General features: G+C 38.7%; 14 protein-coding genes and 5 tRNA genes. All 19 read right to left on the bottom strand.

All coding sequences use genetic code 11. The features are described from left to right. Positions 1-50 precede the first annotated feature (50 nt). Positions 51-4,298 carry a DNA-directed RNA polymerase subunit beta' gene (rpoC, locus tag FIT70_RS01090; protein WP_139884191.1) on the bottom strand — a complete coding sequence of 1,416 codons (4,248 nt, stop codon included), beginning with the start codon at positions 4,296-4,298 and terminating at the stop codon, positions 51-53. Positions 4,299-4,309: 11 nt separating this feature from the next. Then, on the bottom strand, positions 4,310-8,479 hold the full coding sequence (rpoB, locus tag FIT70_RS01085; RefSeq protein WP_139866857.1) for a DNA-directed RNA polymerase subunit beta: 4,170 nt from the start codon (positions 8,477-8,479) through the stop codon (positions 4,310-4,312). Between the two features lie 146 nt (positions 8,480-8,625). Then, positions 8,626-9,006 (bottom strand): 50S ribosomal protein L7/L12, encoded by a 381-nt coding sequence (gene rplL / locus FIT70_RS01080; RefSeq protein WP_139876860.1) that lies wholly within the window; start codon positions 9,004-9,006, stop codon positions 8,626-8,628. 40 nt (positions 9,007-9,046) lie between these two features. Beyond that, positions 9,047-9,568 (bottom strand): 50S ribosomal protein L10, encoded by a 522-nt coding sequence (gene rplJ, locus FIT70_RS01075; RefSeq protein ID WP_139874200.1) that lies wholly within the window; start codon positions 9,566-9,568, stop codon positions 9,047-9,049. A gap of 228 nt (positions 9,569-9,796) precedes the next feature. Continuing rightward, complete coding sequence (gene rplA / locus FIT70_RS01070) at positions 9,797-10,486, bottom strand: 50S ribosomal protein L1 (RefSeq protein WP_139866852.1); 690 nt, start codon at positions 10,484-10,486, stop codon at positions 9,797-9,799. 1 nt (position 10,487) lies between these two features. After that, positions 10,488-10,919 (bottom strand): 50S ribosomal protein L11, encoded by a 432-nt coding sequence (gene rplK / locus FIT70_RS01065; RefSeq protein WP_046486936.1) that lies wholly within the window; start codon positions 10,917-10,919, stop codon positions 10,488-10,490. Positions 10,920-10,990: 71 nt separating this feature from the next. Beyond that, positions 10,991-11,527, bottom strand: coding sequence for a transcription termination/antitermination protein NusG (gene nusG / locus FIT70_RS01060; RefSeq protein ID WP_139868805.1), 537 nt, complete (start codon positions 11,525-11,527; stop codon positions 10,991-10,993). Positions 11,528-11,529: 2 nt separating this feature from the next. Then, the gene (secE, locus tag FIT70_RS01055; RefSeq protein ID WP_139866850.1) at positions 11,530-11,874 is read right to left on the bottom strand and encodes a preprotein translocase subunit SecE; all 345 of its coding nucleotides are present in this window, start codon (positions 11,872-11,874) and stop codon (positions 11,530-11,532) included. A gap of 19 nt (positions 11,875-11,893) precedes the next feature. Continuing rightward, positions 11,894-11,969: transfer RNA gene (locus FIT70_RS01050), tRNA-Trp, on the bottom strand. Between the two features lie 23 nt (positions 11,970-11,992). Continuing rightward, positions 11,993-13,183 carry an elongation factor Tu gene (gene tuf / locus FIT70_RS01045; protein ID WP_139866869.1) on the bottom strand — a complete coding sequence of 397 codons (1,191 nt, stop codon included), beginning with the start codon at positions 13,181-13,183 and terminating at the stop codon, positions 11,993-11,995. Between the two features lie 43 nt (positions 13,184-13,226). Further along, positions 13,227-13,301: transfer RNA gene (locus FIT70_RS01040), tRNA-Thr, on the bottom strand. 22 nt (positions 13,302-13,323) lie between these two features. Beyond that, positions 13,324-13,399, bottom strand: a tRNA-Gly gene (locus FIT70_RS01035). Positions 13,400-13,448: 49 nt separating this feature from the next. Beyond that, positions 13,449-13,533 (bottom strand) — tRNA-Tyr (locus tag FIT70_RS01030). 86 nt (positions 13,534-13,619) lie between these two features. Then, a tRNA-Thr gene (locus FIT70_RS01025) sits at positions 13,620-13,695 on the bottom strand. Between the two features lie 50 nt (positions 13,696-13,745). Beyond that, the gene (locus FIT70_RS01020) at positions 13,746-14,132 is read right to left on the bottom strand and encodes a ClpXP protease specificity-enhancing factor (RefSeq protein ID WP_139930355.1); all 387 of its coding nucleotides are present in this window, start codon (positions 14,130-14,132) and stop codon (positions 13,746-13,748) included. Between the two features lie 10 nt (positions 14,133-14,142). Continuing rightward, positions 14,143-14,742 carry a glutathione S-transferase N-terminal domain-containing protein gene (locus FIT70_RS01015; protein WP_139866844.1) on the bottom strand — a complete coding sequence of 200 codons (600 nt, stop codon included), beginning with the start codon at positions 14,740-14,742 and terminating at the stop codon, positions 14,143-14,145. A gap of 2 nt (positions 14,743-14,744) precedes the next feature. Further along, a complete protein-coding gene (locus FIT70_RS01010) occupies positions 14,745-15,449 on the bottom strand; it encodes a cytochrome c1 (RefSeq protein WP_139930353.1) in 705 nt (234 codons plus the stop codon). Further along, the gene (locus tag FIT70_RS01005; protein ID WP_139876857.1) at positions 15,446-16,750 is read right to left on the bottom strand and encodes a cytochrome b; all 1,305 of its coding nucleotides are present in this window, start codon (positions 16,748-16,750) and stop codon (positions 15,446-15,448) included. The genes FIT70_RS01010 and FIT70_RS01005 overlap by 4 nt, the downstream gene beginning before the upstream one ends. A 15-nt stretch (positions 16,751-16,765) precedes the next feature. Further along, positions 16,766-17,365: a ubiquinol-cytochrome c reductase iron-sulfur subunit gene (petA, locus tag FIT70_RS01000; RefSeq protein WP_139930351.1), complete on the bottom strand. Its 600-nt coding sequence runs from the start codon at positions 17,363-17,365 to the stop codon at positions 16,766-16,768. Positions 17,366-17,485 lie beyond the last annotated feature (120 nt).

Raw genomic sequence — 17,485 nt, 5'->3', positions numbered from 1 at the left:
ATCCCAAAAAGCCGCAAATTGTATTTTGGTTCCTGCATAATGTCAACCTATCATTCAGTCGGCGCTTCAATTTCAGGGCTAGTTTCCTGTGCCACTTCCATTGGAGTATCGATTTGATCAAGAGGTACCTCAACAGGGTCCATACTTTCCCCAGCAGCTGCAGCTTTTCTTGATTCATGATAAGCCAAACCTGTACCTGCAGGGATTAAACGACCAACGATTACATTCTCTTTAAGTCCTCTTAATTCATCACGCTTGCCTAAAATTGCTGCTTCAGTGAGAACGCGAGTTGTTTCTTGGAACGAAGCCGCTGAAATAAATGAGTCTGTAGATAACGATGCTTTAGTAATACCTAAAAGCACATATTCATACTCAGCAGGTTTTTTGTCTTGTGACATTATCGATTCATTTTCAGTTAACAATTCAGCTCTTTCGACTTGTTCACCTTGAATAAATGAAGTGTCTCCTGCATCAGTGACACGAACACGTCTTAACATTTGTCTAACAATAACTTCAATGTGTTTGTCATTAATTTTTACACCTTGCAATCTATAAACATCTTGAACTTCATCGATAATATATCTTGCTAAAGCTTCCCTGCCTTGAAGGCGAAGAATATCTTGCGGATCCGCTGGTCCGTCCACAATAGTTTCACCTTTAGTCACAACTTGACCATCATGCGCTGTCACATGCTTGTCTTTAGGAATTAAAAACTCTTTTGAAACACCTTCAAGATCTGTAATCACAAGTCTTTGTTTACCTTTGGTGTCTTTACCAAATGAAACTGTACCTGTACTTTCAGCTAACATACCTGCGTCTTTTGGAGATCTTGCTTCAAATAATTCAGCAACTCTTGGAAGACCACCGGTGATATCTCGCGTCTTAGAAGATTCTTGTGGAATACGAGCAATCACATCGCCCACTTTTACTTCTTGAGAATCTTTTACAGTAATGATGTAACCGAGCTGGAAAGTTACGTTAACAGATATATCGCTACCCGCTAATTTAACTTCATTGCCAGATGTGTCTAAGATTTTGATTTGAGGTCTTAAGCCTTTTGACTGACCCGCACGTTGCTTAGGATCAATCACAACTAATGATGATAAGCCTGTGACATCATCAATTTGTTTTGCAACTGTAATACCTTCTTCAACGTTTTCAAATTTAACCTGTCCAGCATACTCAGAAATAATTGGACGTGTATGAGGATCCCATGTTGCAAGAACGCCACCTGCTTTAATAGGTTTGCCATCTTGTACAACTAGGTTTGCACCATAAGGAACTTTATGACGTTCTCTTTCGCGACCACTTTCATCTTGAATAATCAACTCACCATTACGTGAAATAACAACCTGCTCATTTCGAGCATTGGTAACGTAACGCATTGTGGATGTAAATTGAATTACGCCATTTGATTTACTTTCAACTTGGCTTACTGATGCTGCTCTAGAAACTGCGCCACCAATATGGAAGGTTCTCATTGTTAATTGTGTGCCAGGTTCACCGATAGATTGCGCTGCAATCACACCGATAGACTCACCTTGACTAATCAATTTACCACGACCTAAATCACGACCATAACATTGAGAACAAATGCCATGTCTTGTTTCGCATGTAAGTGCAGTTCTCACTTTCACTTCATCAATACCAAGTGCATCAATTTTCTCAACATGGTCTTCTTCAAGGAGCGTACCTTTTGAATAAATCACTTCTTGCGTTTCTGGATGGTAAATATCGAGGGCATTTACACGACCCAAAATACGATCACTTAATGGCTCAACAACTTCACCACCTTTGATAAGCGCTTTCGTAACTAAACCGTCTTCTGTACCGCAATCGTGTTGTGTTACAACAAGATCTTGAGTTACATCAACTAAACGTCTAGTTAAATAACCTGAGTTAGCTGTTTTCAATGCTGTATCTGCAAGACCTTTTCGTGCACCGTGCGTCGAAATAAAATATTGAAGAACATTTAAGCCATCTCGGAAATTAGCAGTAATTGGTGTCTCAATAATTGAGCCATCAGGCCTTGCCATCAAACCTCGCATACCTGCAAGCTGTCTTACTTGAGCTGCAGATCCTCGAGCGCCCGAATCAGCCATCATATAAATTGCATTGAATGATTCTTGATAAAGATCTTTACCATCTTTGCCTTTTACATTTTCACCAGCATCATTTTTAACAGGCTCTTCCTTAAGACGCTTCATCATTGCGTCAGCAACTTTGTCACCTGCACGGCCCCATATATCAACTACTTTGTTATATCTTTCACCTTGGGTAACCAAGCCTGAGATGTATTGATTTTCAATTTCCTTAACTTCAGCTTCAGCAGCTTCAATGAGCTGCTCTTTTTCTGGAGGAACAAGCATGTCATGAATGCTGATTGAGATACCTGCTTTTGTGGCATAGGTATAACCCATGTACATTAGTTTGTCTGCGAGAATTACTGTCTCTCTGATGCCGACACGTCTAAAACCTGCATTAATTAATTTTGAAATTTCTTTTTTCTTTAATGCTTTATTAATTAAATCAAAAGAAAGTCCTGCTGGAAGAATTTCAGAAAGTATTGCTCTTCCAACCGTAGTCTCATGTCGATTTATTTTGTCAGTTGTTGTGCCGTCTAGACCTAATTCAGTTTCTTTAATGCGAACTGTCACGCGCGCATGAAGATCAACCAGTCCACTATCAAAAGCACGATGAACTTCTGCTACATCACTAAATTTCATACCTTCACCGCGTGCAGCGATTTTGTCTCTCGTCATGTAATAAAGACCAAGCACGATATCTTGTGATGGAACAATAATTGGTTCGCCATTGGCTGGAGATAAAACGTTATTAGATGCAAGCATTAAAGTTCTTGCTTCCATTTGAGCCTCAAGAGATAAAGGCACATGCACTGCCATTTGGTCACCGTCGAAGTCGGCGTTAAATGCAGCACAGACTAAGGGATGCAATTGAATTGCTTTGCCTTCAATTAATATAGGCTCAAATGCTTGAATACCTAAACGATGTAATGTTGGGGCTCTGTTTAATAGAACAGGATGCTCTCTAATTACGTCCTCTAAAATGTCCCATACTTCCGGTCCTTCTTCTTCTACTTTTTTCTTTGCAGCTTTAATAGTTGTAGAAAGGCCAAGCACTTCTAATTTATGAAAAATAAATGGTTTAAATAACTCAAGTGCCATTTTCTTCGGCAAACCACATTGGTGAAGTTTTAATTGTGGTCCAACAACAATCACTGAACGTCCTGAATAATCAACACGCTTACCTAAAAGATTTTGTCTAAATCGGCCACCCTTACCTTTAATCATATCGGCAAGAGATTTTAATGGTCTCTTGTTAGCACCTGTCATAACCTTGCCACGTCTTCCATTATCAAGAAGTGAATCAACTGCTTCTTGTAACATACGCTTTTCATTTCTAACAATAATTTCTGGCGCCTTAAGATCTAATAATCTTCTTAAACGATTATTTCTGTTAATCACTCGGCGATACAAATCATTCAAGTCTGATGTAGCAAATCTTCCGCCATCAAGAGGCACTAAAGGTCTTAACTCAGGAGGGAGCACAGGAAGAATTTCTAGAATCATCCATTCAGGTTTAATGCCTGACTTCTGGAATGCTTCAAGCACTTTTAAACGCTTAGCAATTTTTTTAATTTTTGCTTCTGAGCCTGTCTCAGCTAATTCAGTTCTTAATTTTTCAATTTCACTATTAATATCGAGTGACTTAAGCAATTCTTTAATTGCTTCAGCACCCATCACTGCGGTAAATTCATCGCCAAACTCTTCTATTTTTGCAAGATAGTCATCTTCAGTAAGAAGTTGTCCTCTTGTTAAAGGAGTCATGCCAGGGTCAACAACAATAAATGCTTCAAAATAAAGAACGCGTTCAATATCTCTCAAAGCAATATCAAGCACCATACCTAAACGACTTGGCAAGCTCTTTAAGAACCAAATATGTGCAACTGGACTTGCTAAATCAATATGACCCATGCGCTCACGACGCACTTTTGATAAGGTAACTTCAACACCACATTTTTCACAAATGACACCGCGGTGTTTAAGTCGTTTATATTTACCGCAAAGACATTCGTAATCTTTAATAGGTCCAAATATTTTTGCGCAAAATAAACCATCTCTTTCAGGTTTAAATGTTCTGTAATTAATCGTTTCTGGCTTTTTAACTTCACCATAAGACCATGAACGAATTTTTTCTGGAGATGCTAATGCAATCTTAATTGCATCAAACTCTTCTTCTTGTGTAACCTGTTTAAATAGGTCTAATAAAGCTTTCATCTGTGATCTCCTTAGTTTCTATCGAGGTCAATATCAATAGCTAGTGAACGAATTTCTTTAACCAACACGTTGAATGATTCAGGCATGCCTGCATCAATCTTATGCTCACCCTTCACTATGTTTTCGTATACTTTAGTTCTACCAGCAACATCGTCTGATTTAACAGTCAACATTTCTTGTAAGGTATAAGCAGCGCCGTATGCTTCTAGCGCCCAAACTTCCATCTCACCAAAACGTTGTCCGCCAAATTGCGCTTTACCGCCAAGTGGCTGTTGCGTTACTAGAGAATAAGGTCCTGTTGAACGTGCATGCATTTTGTCATCAACCAAATGATGTAATTTAAGTACGTGCATATAACCTACTGTGACCGGTCTTTCAAACGCCTCACCTGTGCGGCCATCAAACAATTTAACTTGCGTTTTGTTTGCTGAGAATTGCAACAGTTTTGTTTTTGGATCGTTATCTGGGTAAGCAAGATCTAACATATATTGAATGTCCGACTCAGATGCGCCATCGAACACTGATGTGGCAAATGGAACGCCATTTTTCAAATGCTCAGCAAGCTCTACAACTTCATCATCGTTTAATGACTTAATGTCTTCTTTTTTACCTGAAGCATCGTTGTAAATTTGATCTAAAAATTTACGAACTTCAGTAATTTTTACTTCTTCTTTTAGCATTTCTCCGATACGAAGACCTAGGCCTTTAGCTGCCCAACCAAGATGAGTTTCTAAAATTTGGCCAATATTCATTCGAGAAGGAACGCCCAATGGATTTAATACAATATCCAAAGGTGTGCCATCAGCCATGTGTGGCATATCTTCTACAGGAGCAATTTTTGAAACAACACCTTTGTTACCGTGACGTCCAGCCATTTTATCGCCAGGCTGAATTCTGCGTTTCACGGCCAAGTAAACCTTCACCATTTTTTGAACGCCCGGAGGGAGCTCATCGCCTTGTGTTAATTTTCGTTTTTTCTCTTCAAAACGTTTGTCGAATTGTTCTTTAGCAGTTGCTAAATTATCTTTCAAACTTTCTAATTGTTTTGAAGCATCATCGTTACCTAGGCGAATATCAAACCAATCGTACCTATTAATTGAAGCTAGAAAATCTTTAGAGATTTTTTCGCCTTTTTTCAACCCTTTTGGGCCGCCAGTTGCGACTTTGTTTGTAAGTAATCTTTCGATTCTTCCAAAAGTATCATCTTCAACGATTCTTAATTGATCAGCTAGATCTTGTTTGAAGTGTTTTAATTGGTCATCAATAATTTGTTCAGCTCTTGAATCTCTATCAATGCCCTCTCTAGTAAATACTTGAACATCAATAATTGTTCCAGACATGCCTGACGGCACTCTTAAACTTGTATCCTTTACATCAGAAGCCTTTTCACCAAAAATTGCTCTTAAGAGTTTTTCTTCAGGTGTAAGTTGTGTCTCGCCTTTTGGTGTAACTTTACCTACAAGCACATCGCCTGATTCAACTTCAGCGCCAATATAAATGATGCCTGACTCATCCAGTCTTCCAAGCATTCTTTCTGAAAGATTTGAAATGTCACGTGTAATTTCTTCCGGGCCTAATTTTGTATCTCTAGATACAACAGATAATTCTTCGATATGAATTGATGTATATCGATCTTCAGCTACTACACGCTCTGAAATTAAAATCGAATCCTCGAAGTTGTAACCATTCCAAGGCATAAATCCAACAAGCATATTTTGACCAAGTGCTAATTCGCCCACATCTGTTGATGCGCCGTCAGCAATCACATCACCTCTTGCAATTTTATTGCCAATTCTTACAAGCGGTCTTTGATTGATATTGGTATTTTGATTAGATCTTGTATATTTAGTTAGATTATAAATATCAACGCCAACTTCTCCGTCAGCAGCCTCATCGTCGTTCACGCGAATCACAACACGTCTTGAATCGACATAATCAACAACACCCCCGCGCTTAGCTTGAACTGTTGTGCCAGAATCAGTTGCTACTGTTCTTTCAATACCTGTCCCTACAACTGCTTTCTCTGCTCTCAAGCATGGCACAGCTTGACGCTGCATGTTTGCACCCATAAGCGCACGATTTGCATCGTCGTGTTCTAGAAATGGAATTAATGCGGCTGCCACAGAAACGATTTGGCCAGGCGCTACGTCCATATACTGAATAGGATCTACTGAGGACATCGTAAATTCGTTACGATGACGACATGAAATTAAATCGTCTTGAAAGTGTCCTTTATTATCAAGCTCAGTATTTGCCTGGGCTATAACAAATTCACTTTCTTCAATCGCAGAAAGATAATCTATCTTTGCAGTGACTTTACCATTTTCAACTCGTCTATAAGGTGTTTCTAAGAAGCCGTATTGATTGGTTCTTGCATAAAGTGCAAGTGAATTAATGAGGCCAATGTTTGGTCCTTCTGGAGTTTCAATTGGACATACGCGGCCATAATGCGTCGAATGAACGTCACGTACCTCGAAGCCAGCACGCTCTCTTGTTAAGCCACCAGGGCCAAGGGCTGAAACTCTTCGCTTGTGCGTAATCTCAGATAATGGATTGGTTTGATCCATAAATTGAGATAGTTGTGAGGAACCAAAGAATTCTCTAATCGCACTTGAGATAGGTTTTGAATTGATTAAGTCATGTGGCATTAAATTGTCTGCCTCAGCTTGACTTAATCTTTCTTTAACTGCGCGCTCCACTCGAACAAGACCAGTTCTAAATTGATTTTCAACAAGCTCACCAACAGAACGAATTCTTCGATTACCAAGATGGTCAATATCATCTATTTCGCCTCGACCATTTCGTAATTCAATCAGAACACCAATCACAGCTAAGATATCATCGTTCGATAAAATATTTGCACCAGTTTCACCTTGAGGGCCTACGCGTTTGTAAAATCTTTGCAACCAATTTGCATGTTGTTCATATGCTTTTGGATGTGCTCTTCGATTAAATTTCATGCGACCTACATTAGATAAATCATATCGGTCTTCATTGAAAAATAATCCTTTAAATAAAGCTTCAACTGCATCTTCAGTTGGTGGCTCGCCAGGTCTCATCATTCGATAAATAGCTACTTTTGCACTATACTGATCAGGAACTTCATCTGAAGTAAGTGTTTGAGAAATGTAATCGCCATGATCTAAATCATTTGAATAGAGTGTATGAATTTGTCCTACACCCACTTCAATAAATTTATCCAATACTGACTCTGTGATTTCGTCATTTGCGCTAGCAATAACTTCGCCTGTATTTTTATCTACAATTGCTTTTGAAAGTTTGCGGCCCAAAATGAAATCTTTATCTACCGTAATTTTGTTTACGCCTGCTTTTTCCATTTCGCGAATATGTTTAACAGTAATGCGCTTGTCTTTTTGTACAATCACATTTCCTCTTTTGTCAGCGATATCAAACTTAGCAATCTCACCTCTTAGACGATCAGGAACTAATTCAAAATCAATTGATTTAGCAGTCACATGGAATGAATCAAAATCGTAGTATGTTTCTAGAATTTGTTCTGGTGAATAACCTAACGCTTTTAACAAAATTGTGACTGGCATTTTTCTACGACGATCCACACGGAAATACAAATAATCCTTAGGATCAAATTCGAAATCTAACCAAGAGCCACGATAAGGAATAATTCTTGCTGAAAATAATAACTTTCCAGAGCTGTGCGTTTTGCCTCGGTCATGCTCAAAAAATACGCCAGGACTTCTATGAAGCTGAGATACGATAACTCTCTCGGTACCATTAATAACGAACGAGCCATTATCTGTCATAAGTGGAATTTCACCCATGTACACTTCTTGCTCTTTAATTTCTTTAACTGTTGGTTTTGATGCTTCTTTATCCATAAGAGTTAAACGAACTTTGACTCTTAATGGAACACCATATGTTAAGCCGCGTTGTTGACATTCTTTAACATCAAACGCTTCCTCGCCTAAATTGTAAGTTACAAAATCAAGTCGGGCATTACCGGAATGACTTGTGATAGGAAATACTGAATTGAATGTTGACTGGAGGCCTTCGCTAAGTCTCTGTTCGGCATGCGTATTCTTTTGTAAAAAAGCTGCATAAGACTCAAGCTGCATTGTGAGCAAGTATGGTATATCTTGCACACGCTCTCTTTTAGCAAAACTTTTTCTAATACGTTTTTTTTCAGTAAAGGAATAGCTCATTGCGTCTCCTGGTGTAATTTTCATAAAACAATAAACTTTTCAGATTGAAGAATATTGTTTTATGAATTTTTATAAGTTTTAATCTAAAAATTATTTAAAACAAAAAGCAATGGCTGACAGCAAGCTGTCAGCCATGCTAATTAGCATTACTTAAGCTCTGCTGTAGCGCCAGCTTCTTTTAATTTAGCTAGTGCTTCTTCAGCTGCAGCTTTTGCAACACCTTCTTTAATTGGCTTAGGTGCGCCATCTACTAAGTCTTTAGCTTCTTTTAAGCCAAGACCTGTGATTTCACGAACAGCTTTAATAACGTTTACTTTTTGCTCACCTGAAGCAGTTAACATCACAGTAAACTCAGTTTGTTCTGCAGCAGCAGCACCGCCAGCAGCAGCGGCAGCAGGTGCAGCTGCAACAGCAGCAGCAGCAGCTGAAACGCCAAATTTTTCTTCCATATCTTTAATAAGCTCTGACAAGTCAAGAACTGTCATTGCACTTACTGCATCTAAAATTTCAGCTTTAGAGATAGCCATTTAATACTCCTAATAAAAAAATTTAAATTAATCGTTATAGTTACGCAGGTTTTTGATCGCGAACTGCCGCTAAGCCACGTACAAATTTTGTTGGTACCTCATTAAGCGTACGAACAAACTTTGCAATTGGTGCTTGCATTGTTCCCAATAATTTTGCGAGTAATTCTTCACGACTTGGTAATGATGCTAATGCCTCAATATTTGAAGCGCTCATTACCTTATTCGGCATTGCTCCTGATTTAATAACAAACTTATCGTTTGACTTGGCAAAATCATTTAGCACTTTAGCAACTGCAACTGGATCAGTTGAGATGCCATACACTATTGGACCTACCATTTCATTAGCTAAGTCAGAGAATGCAGTTCCATCTACGGCTCTTCGAACTAAAGTGTTCTTTAAGACGCGAAGATAAACTCCTGATTTTCTGGCTTGAACTCTTAGCGCTGTCATCTCAGAAACATCAATACCTCGGTTTTCTGCTAAAACAACTGCTTGAGCGCCTGCGATTTGCTTATTAACTTCAGCAACCACTGCCTTTTTTTGTTCAAGATTAAGACTCAAGGTCTTCTCCTTCCGTTAAATTAAGCATTAAGTAAACTTAATACCAACATTACGGCGACCTTTATCAGGATGCTATCCCTTAGGGGTACCGCCATCTGCGTAGGCTCTAGCAAACGATCACTAGAATTAGACTTGTTAGCACCTACGGTCTTTGAAAGCTTCACCGATACTTTCGTATCAATGAACCCAAAGTTCTTTTTAAAAAAGCTTTCGCTTTTTTTTAATTCCTTACACTAAACTTGTCGAATCGATTCTTACACCAGCACCCATCGTGCTAGAAACCGATAATTTTTTTACAAAAATACCTTTAGTTGTGGGTGGCTTAGCTTTGTTAATTGCATCAATTAACGCTGCCAAATTACCTTTTAATTGGTCCACAGAAAATGATGCACGACCAATAGTGCAATGGACAATACCGCCTTTATCAGTTCTATATTGAACTTGTCCACCTTTTGCATTCTTAACTGCTGCAGCTGTATCTGGCGTTACCGTTCCTACTTTTGGATTTGGCATTAAACCTCTTGGTCCTAATACTTGACCTAATGCACCAACAACTTTCATCGCGTCTGGCGTTGCAATAACAACGTCAAAATCCATCATGCCGCCTTTAATTTTTTCAGCGAGATCATCAAATCCTACAATGTCAGCCCCTGCTGCTTTTGCAGCTTCAGCTGCAGCACCTTGGGCAAATACTGCAACACGTGTTGTTTTGCCTGTGCCGTTTGGAAGCACTAATGCACCGCGAATAAGTTGATCAGATTTTTTAGCGTCAATACCTAAATTAATCACTGCATCCACTGATTCATCAAATTTTGCTGTTGCTGTTTCTTTAACAAGCTGAAGACCTTCTTGTGCGGGATAAGATTTATCACGGTCAACTTTAGATCTTAATGTTGTAATTCTTTTATTTAATGGCATTTTATACACCCTCCACTTCTATACCCATGCTTCGCGCACTGCCTGCGATTGTTCGCACTGCAGCATCCATATCAGAAGCTGTAAGATCTGCCATTTTTGTTTTGGCAATTTCTTCAGCTTGCGCTCTAGTAATTTTTCCAACTTTATCCGTATGCGGTCTTGGCGAACCCTTTTCTAATTTCGCTGCTTTTTTAATTAGAATTGATGCGGGTGGCGTTTTCATAACAAAAGTAAAACTCTTGTCTGCGAAAGCGGTAATCACAACAGGAATAGGTAGTCCAGGTTCAACAGTTTGTGTAGCGGCATTAAATGCCTTACAAAACTCCATAATATTTAAGCCTCTTTGGCCTAGCGCAGGTCCTACAGGTGGACTTGGGTTTGCTTTGCCGGCTGGGATTTGTAGCTTTATATAGCCAACGATTTTCTTTGCCATTTCATTCTCCTAAATTAGGTGCAAACGCTTTATTTAAAAAAGCTCCCTAGTTAATTTTTACTGCTTTACTACTAAACTTCTTTTTCTACTTGGCCAAACTCAAGCTCAACTGGCGTTGCTCTACCAAAAATAACCACAGATACTTTAAGTTTGCTTTTTTCGTAATTGATATCTTCAATCGTTCCTGAGAACTCTTTGAATGGTCCATCAATAACTCGAATTGATTCACCTTTTTCAAAGGTAAGTTTTTGCGTTGGATTGGTTTTGCTCTCATCCATACGCTGCAAAATAATCTCTACTTCTTTATCTTTAATCGGTGTTGGTTTTAGTGCGCTCCCACCAATGAAAGCAGTGACCTTTGGTGTACTTTTAACTAAATGCCAGCTCTCGTCATTCATTTCCATTTGCACAAGAACGTAGCCTGGATATAGTTTTCTTTCGCTTAATGTTTTTTGGCCAGCCTTCATTTCAATAACCTCTTCTACAGGCACTAAAATATCACCAAAAAAACTCTGGAGACTTGATCGCTCAATTCTTTCAGAAAGTCCTTTTTGAACTAACTTTTCATATCCAGAAAAAGCTTGGACAGCATACCAGCGCATCGTCATTACTAACCCCGTCCCAATAACCAATTAATCATGTATGAAAAACTTATATCTACCAATGCCAAGAAAACTGCCATCACAGCAACTAGAATAAATACAGTAATTGTCATTTGTATTGTTTCTTTTCTTGTTGGCCAAACAACTCTTTTAGCTTCAACAATGGATTCGTTAATAAATCCAAATGTCTTTTGACCAAGCGCTGTTTTCCAAAAAACTATTCCTGCAAATCCAAGTCCGGCAAGAATTGCTAATATTCTTAGCACTAAAGCTTGATCACTTAATAGATAAAACCCAACTATTCCCGCTACAAAAAGTAAGAATGAAAAAACAATTTTTAACTTATCAGTCATTAATACTTCTTTCTTTTAATGGCAGGCCAGGAGGGTCTCGAACCCCCAACCCTCGGTTTTGGAGACCGATACTCTACCAATTGAGCTACTGGCCTAAATATAAAATTTATCTTTAAAACTATTCAATCACCTTAGCAACAACACCAGCACCTACTGTGCGGCCACCTTCACGAATCGCAAAACGTAAACCTTCTTCCATCGCGATTGGTGCAATGAGTGTTACTGTGATTGACACGTTGTCACCTGGCATCACCATTTCTGTGCCTGCTGGTAAATCAACAGCGCCTGTTACGTCTGTTGTTCTGAAGTAGAACTGTGGGCGGTAACCATTGAAGAATGGTGTATGACGACCACCTTCATCTTTACCAAGCACATAGATCTCTGCAGCGAATTTTGTATGTGGTGTGATTGAACCTGCTTTAGCTAATACTTGACCACGTTCAACTTCTTCACGTTTTGTACCACGTAACAACACACCTACGTTGTCGCCTGCTTGACCTTGGTCAAGTAACTTACGGAACATTTCAACGCCTGTACATGTTGTTTTAAGTGTAGGTTTGATACCTACGATTTCAATTTCATCACCTACTTTAACAATACCGCGCTCAACACGACCCGTTACTACAGTACCGCGACCTGAGATTGAGAACACATCTTCAACTGGCATTAAGAATGCACCGTCGATTGCACGTTCTGGCATTGGTATATAAGAATCAAGTGCTTCAGCTAATTTAAATATTGATGGCTCACCAATTTCAGATTGGTCACCTTCGAGTGCTAATTTTGCAGAACCTATCACGATTGGTGTTTTGTCGCCTGGGAAGTCATATTTCGTTAAAAGGTCACGTACTTCCATTTCAACGAGCTCTAATAATTCTTTGTCATCCACCATGTCTGCTTTATTTAAGAAGACCACAATGTAAGGCACGCCTACTTGGCGAGCTAAAAGGATATGTTCACGTGTTTGAGGCATTGGGCCGTCAGCTGCTGAACATACAAGGATTGCGCCGTCCATCTGCGCTGCACCTGTAATCATATTTTTAACATAGTCAGCATGGCCTGGGCAGTCAACGTGCGCATAATGGCGATTCGCTGTTTCGTACTCTACGTGGGCTGTATTAATTGTAATGCCACGTGCTTTTTCTTCTGGCGCCGCATCAATTTGATCATAAGCCTTAGCTTCTCCGCCAAATTTCTTAGCAAGAATCGTTGTGATTGCCGCTGTAAGTGTTGTCTTACCATGGTCAACGTGACCAATTGTGCCAACGTTCACATGGGGTTTGGTACGTTCAAATTTGCCTTTTGCCATAATGTTATATCCTTAATTAATTACATTCTTCAAAAATATCTACTGGTGCCCATGGCGGGAATCGGACCCGCGACCTCTCCCTTACCAAGGGAGTGCTCTACCACTGAGCCACATGGGCGTGTCCAAATTCTCAATATATCTGGAGCGGGCGACGAGGTTCGAACTCGCGACATTTAGTTTGGAAAACTAATGCTCTACCAGCTGAGCTACACCCGCACACCCATGGATCTAATCTCCACGTCACCTCAAAAGAGCCTATTACTCATGGTGGAGGGGGAAGGATTCGAACCTTCGTACTCAGAGAGAACGGATTTACAGTCCGTCGCCTTTAACCACTCGGCCACCCCTCCAAACCGAACCCTAAATTATGTTGGTTTTTTTGATTTTTGTCAAACTAATGAGGGACTTATAGATAAGAAATAAATACGAACTAAGATGGTGCCGGATGTCGGAATCGAACTGACGACCTTCGCATTACAAGTGCGCTGCTCTACCAACTGAGCTAATCCGGCGTTATCAGGAGGCGCTACTATACCAATTTATTTAAATTTGAACTAGTTTTTTAGCTCTTAACTAGAGTTAATTTAGGTTTATTGGGTGATTTTTTTATTTCAGCTGAACCTAATTCTTGATCTTCTTTCGCTTCAAAGAACAATCCTTCACCATTTTCTTTAGCGTAAATCCCTTCAACAGCAGAAATAGGGAGGTATAAATTTTCAGGTGCGCCATTAAATCTTGCTGTAAAGGTAATTGCTTCATCGCCCATAAGCAAATCTTTAATAGAACCAGGACTTAAATTAAGAAGAATTTTTCCATCTTTAATAAAAGCTCTGGGGGCTAAGGTATTTTGGTCTATCTTTACAAGCAAATAAGGTGTGTGTTGTTCAGCAACACACCATTCATAAATTGCTCTTACAAGATAAGGTTTGGTTGAAGCTGATTTTGCCATTAATGCTAAATTATTTTCTCATCGCTTTTTCTGAAGGTGTCATTGCATCAGCATAAAGTGGTCTAGAGAATAATTTCTCTGCATACTTGAGTAATGGTGCTGCTTGATTTGGAAGCTCAATACCATAATGGCCCAATCGCCATAATAAAGGAGCAATCGCAACATCTAACATCGAAAATTCGTCACTCAATAAATGTTGTTGTTTAGAAAAAATGGGAACGATTAAAAGTAAATTATCACGCACATGTTTTTTTGCAATCTCTTTAGCAGTTTCATCAGAGGATTCTAAAGCGGGAATATGCACAAATAATTGCTTCTCAAAATCACTTAAAAATAAACGTGCTCTAGCTCTCATCACTGGATCAGCTGGCATAAGCTGAGGGTGAGGAAAGCGCTCATCAATATATTCGTTAATAATATTAGCGTCTGTTAATACAAGATCTCTTTCTACCAAGACAGGAACAGAATTATGAGGACTTAGAATAGCGAGGTCTTCCGGTTTATTTGCTAAGTCAACATCAACAACTTCAAAGTCCATACCTTTTTCAAATAGAACGATTCTACAGCGATGGCTAAAAGGATCGATCGAGCCTGAATATAATTTCATCATAATTATTTAATATCTTTCCAAAATTCTTTCTTGAGTTTGACTGTTAAAACTAATAACAAGCCGAGGAATAACAAAACATAATACCCCATATGGAGTCTTTTTAGCTTTGAGGGTTCTGACATGAAAGTAAGATAATTTACAAGGTCTCCTACAAGCGCATCATATTCTTTCACCGAAAGCGAACCTGGTTTAACAATCTCTAGAGTTTGGTGCTCTGGGTTTAGCTTTTGATCGCCTTGCAACTTCCACAAAATGTGAGGCATCGCTGTTTTTTCAAAAATAGTGTTGTTCCATCCAGTAGGCGAAGATGAATCACGATAATATCCTCTTAGATAACTATAAATCCAATCCGCACCTCTTGCCCTTACTTCAACAGAAAGATCGGGAGGAGCCACTCCAAACCATGCCTTAGCATCTTTTCTGGTCATCGCAATTTTCATTGGCTCACCAACTTTTTCTGCTGTGAAAAGTAGATTCTCTTTAATTAAATTATCAGATAAACCAATATCTTTTAAGCGGTTGTATCTCATATAGTTTGCACTATGGCAATTTAAACAATAATTAATGAATGTTTTAGCGCCTCGTTGAAGAGAGGCTTGATCTTTTAAATCGATGGGCGCTTTATCTAAAGTTACATGCTCATTCGCAAATGCAACATTAGAAAATACAATAACGAATATTAAAAATAATTTAGTTAAAATTTTCATTTATTACTGACCCTTGATGGAACTGGTTTTGTTTTATCTTTTTGACTGTAGTAGGGCATCAATAAAAAGAATAAGAAATAAGTTACCGTAAAAATTCGAGCAACTACTGTTGCTTTATCAACCCCACCAATCAAGGGAATTGCATTGGAGAATTGTCCCCAAACATTTGATGGAACTGTACCTAAATATCCCAAAACAAAAAAGCTCACAACAAATAATGCAATCCATCTTTTAAATAAATTGCCTTTGTATCGAATTGATTTAACCTTGCTTTTATCTAGCCAAGGTAAAAAAGCAAATGCGAGTACGGATAATCCCATTGCAGCAACGCCTGGAAATTGCGAATTTAAAACAGGTGGGACAGCCCGAAGAATTGAATAATACGGAGTGAAATACCAAACAGGCGCTATATGCGCAGGCGTTTTTAGTGGGTCAGCAGGAATAAAATTATTGGCCTCTAAAAAGTAGCCTCCCATTTCTGGCCAATAAAAAACAATCAGCGCAAATACAATAAGGAATACCGAAACACCAATTAAATCTTTTACTGTGTAATAGGGATGAAATGGAATGCCATCCAAAGGAATGCTTGTTTTTTTATCGAGATTCTTTTTTATCTCAACGCCATCAGGGTTATTTGAGCCAACTTCATGAAGCGCTACCAGATGAAAAAATACAAGACCTAAAAGTACAATAGGAAGAGCAATCACATGAAAAGCAAAAAAGCGATTGAGCGTTGCATCTGAAACTAGATAATCACCTCTTAGCCACTCCGATAAATCTGGGCCTATAAATGGGATAGTGGAAAACAGATTTACAATAACTTGCGCGCCCCAATAAGACATTTGTCCCCAAGGTAAAAGATATCCAAAAAAAGCCTCACCCATCAAACATAGAAAAATAGCTACGCCAAAGAGCCATAAGAGCTCCCTTGGATTTTTATAGGATCCATAAATTAAAGCTTTAAACATATGAAGATAAATAACAACAAAGAATAAAGATGCGCCTGTAGAGTGCATGTATCTTATTAACCATCCGAATGAAACATCTCGCATAATGTACTCAACAGAGGCGAATGCTAATTCTGCATCAGGCTTATAATGCATCGTTAACAAAAGACCTGTAACCAATTGAAGAATCAGTGTAAGTAGGGCAAGTGCTCCAAAAAAATACCAGAAATTAAAATTTTTAGGTGCGTAATACTCAGTAAGATGGTTTGTAATTAAAGATGACAAGGGGAATCTTTCATCTATCCAAGCCATTAACCCGACTTTAGATTTTTTTGTTTTAATTTCTGATTTCATACTTTTAAGTAATCCTTATCCTTTATTATCTTCACCAATTAAGAGGGTGCTGTCATTGATATATTTATGCGGAGGAACTACAAGATTAATTGGTGCTGGAGAACCCTTATATACACGTCCAGCTAAATCGAACTTAGAACCGTGGCATGGACAGAAAAATCCACCATTCCAATTTTCGCCCATATCACCTTGCATTTCTAATTTAGCGGTTGGTGAACAACCTAGATGAGTGCAAATACCAACCAAGACAATTAAATTAGGCTTGAGAGATCTTGTAGCATTCTTGCAATAACTTGGTTGCTGAGAAACTACATCAAGATTAGGGTCAGAAAGATTAGGGTCATTTTTTTTTAAATCATCTAACATTGCCTTAGAGCGATTGATAATCCAAACTGGCTGACCTCTCCATTCAGTCGTGATCATAGATCCTGCTTCAATCTTACTTAAGTCAACTTCAACAGGTGCTCCAGCTGCTTTAGCGCGTTCACTTGGTGTCATGCTTGATAAAAAAGGAACGGCAATCGCTCCTGCGCCAATTGCGCCAGTAACAGTAGTAGCTGCAATTAAAAAACTTCTTTTCTTTTTATCTATTTTATCGTCTTGATGGTTTGCCATGATCTTCTGTTAAGTATGCTTTTATGAAATTAATATGGTTGAGAGAAATTAACTCTGCGAAAGTTAGTTCATTATACAAAGTTTCATTCGAAATCTAAATAGCAGGCAAAGCTAAATTAA

Origin of the sequence: Candidatus Methylopumilus universalis (assembly GCF_006364435.1) — a bacterium.
GTDB classification, from domain to species: Bacteria; Pseudomonadota; Gammaproteobacteria; order Burkholderiales; family Methylophilaceae; genus Methylopumilus; species Methylopumilus universalis.
This window is presented reverse-complemented; position numbering and strand designations above follow the sequence as displayed.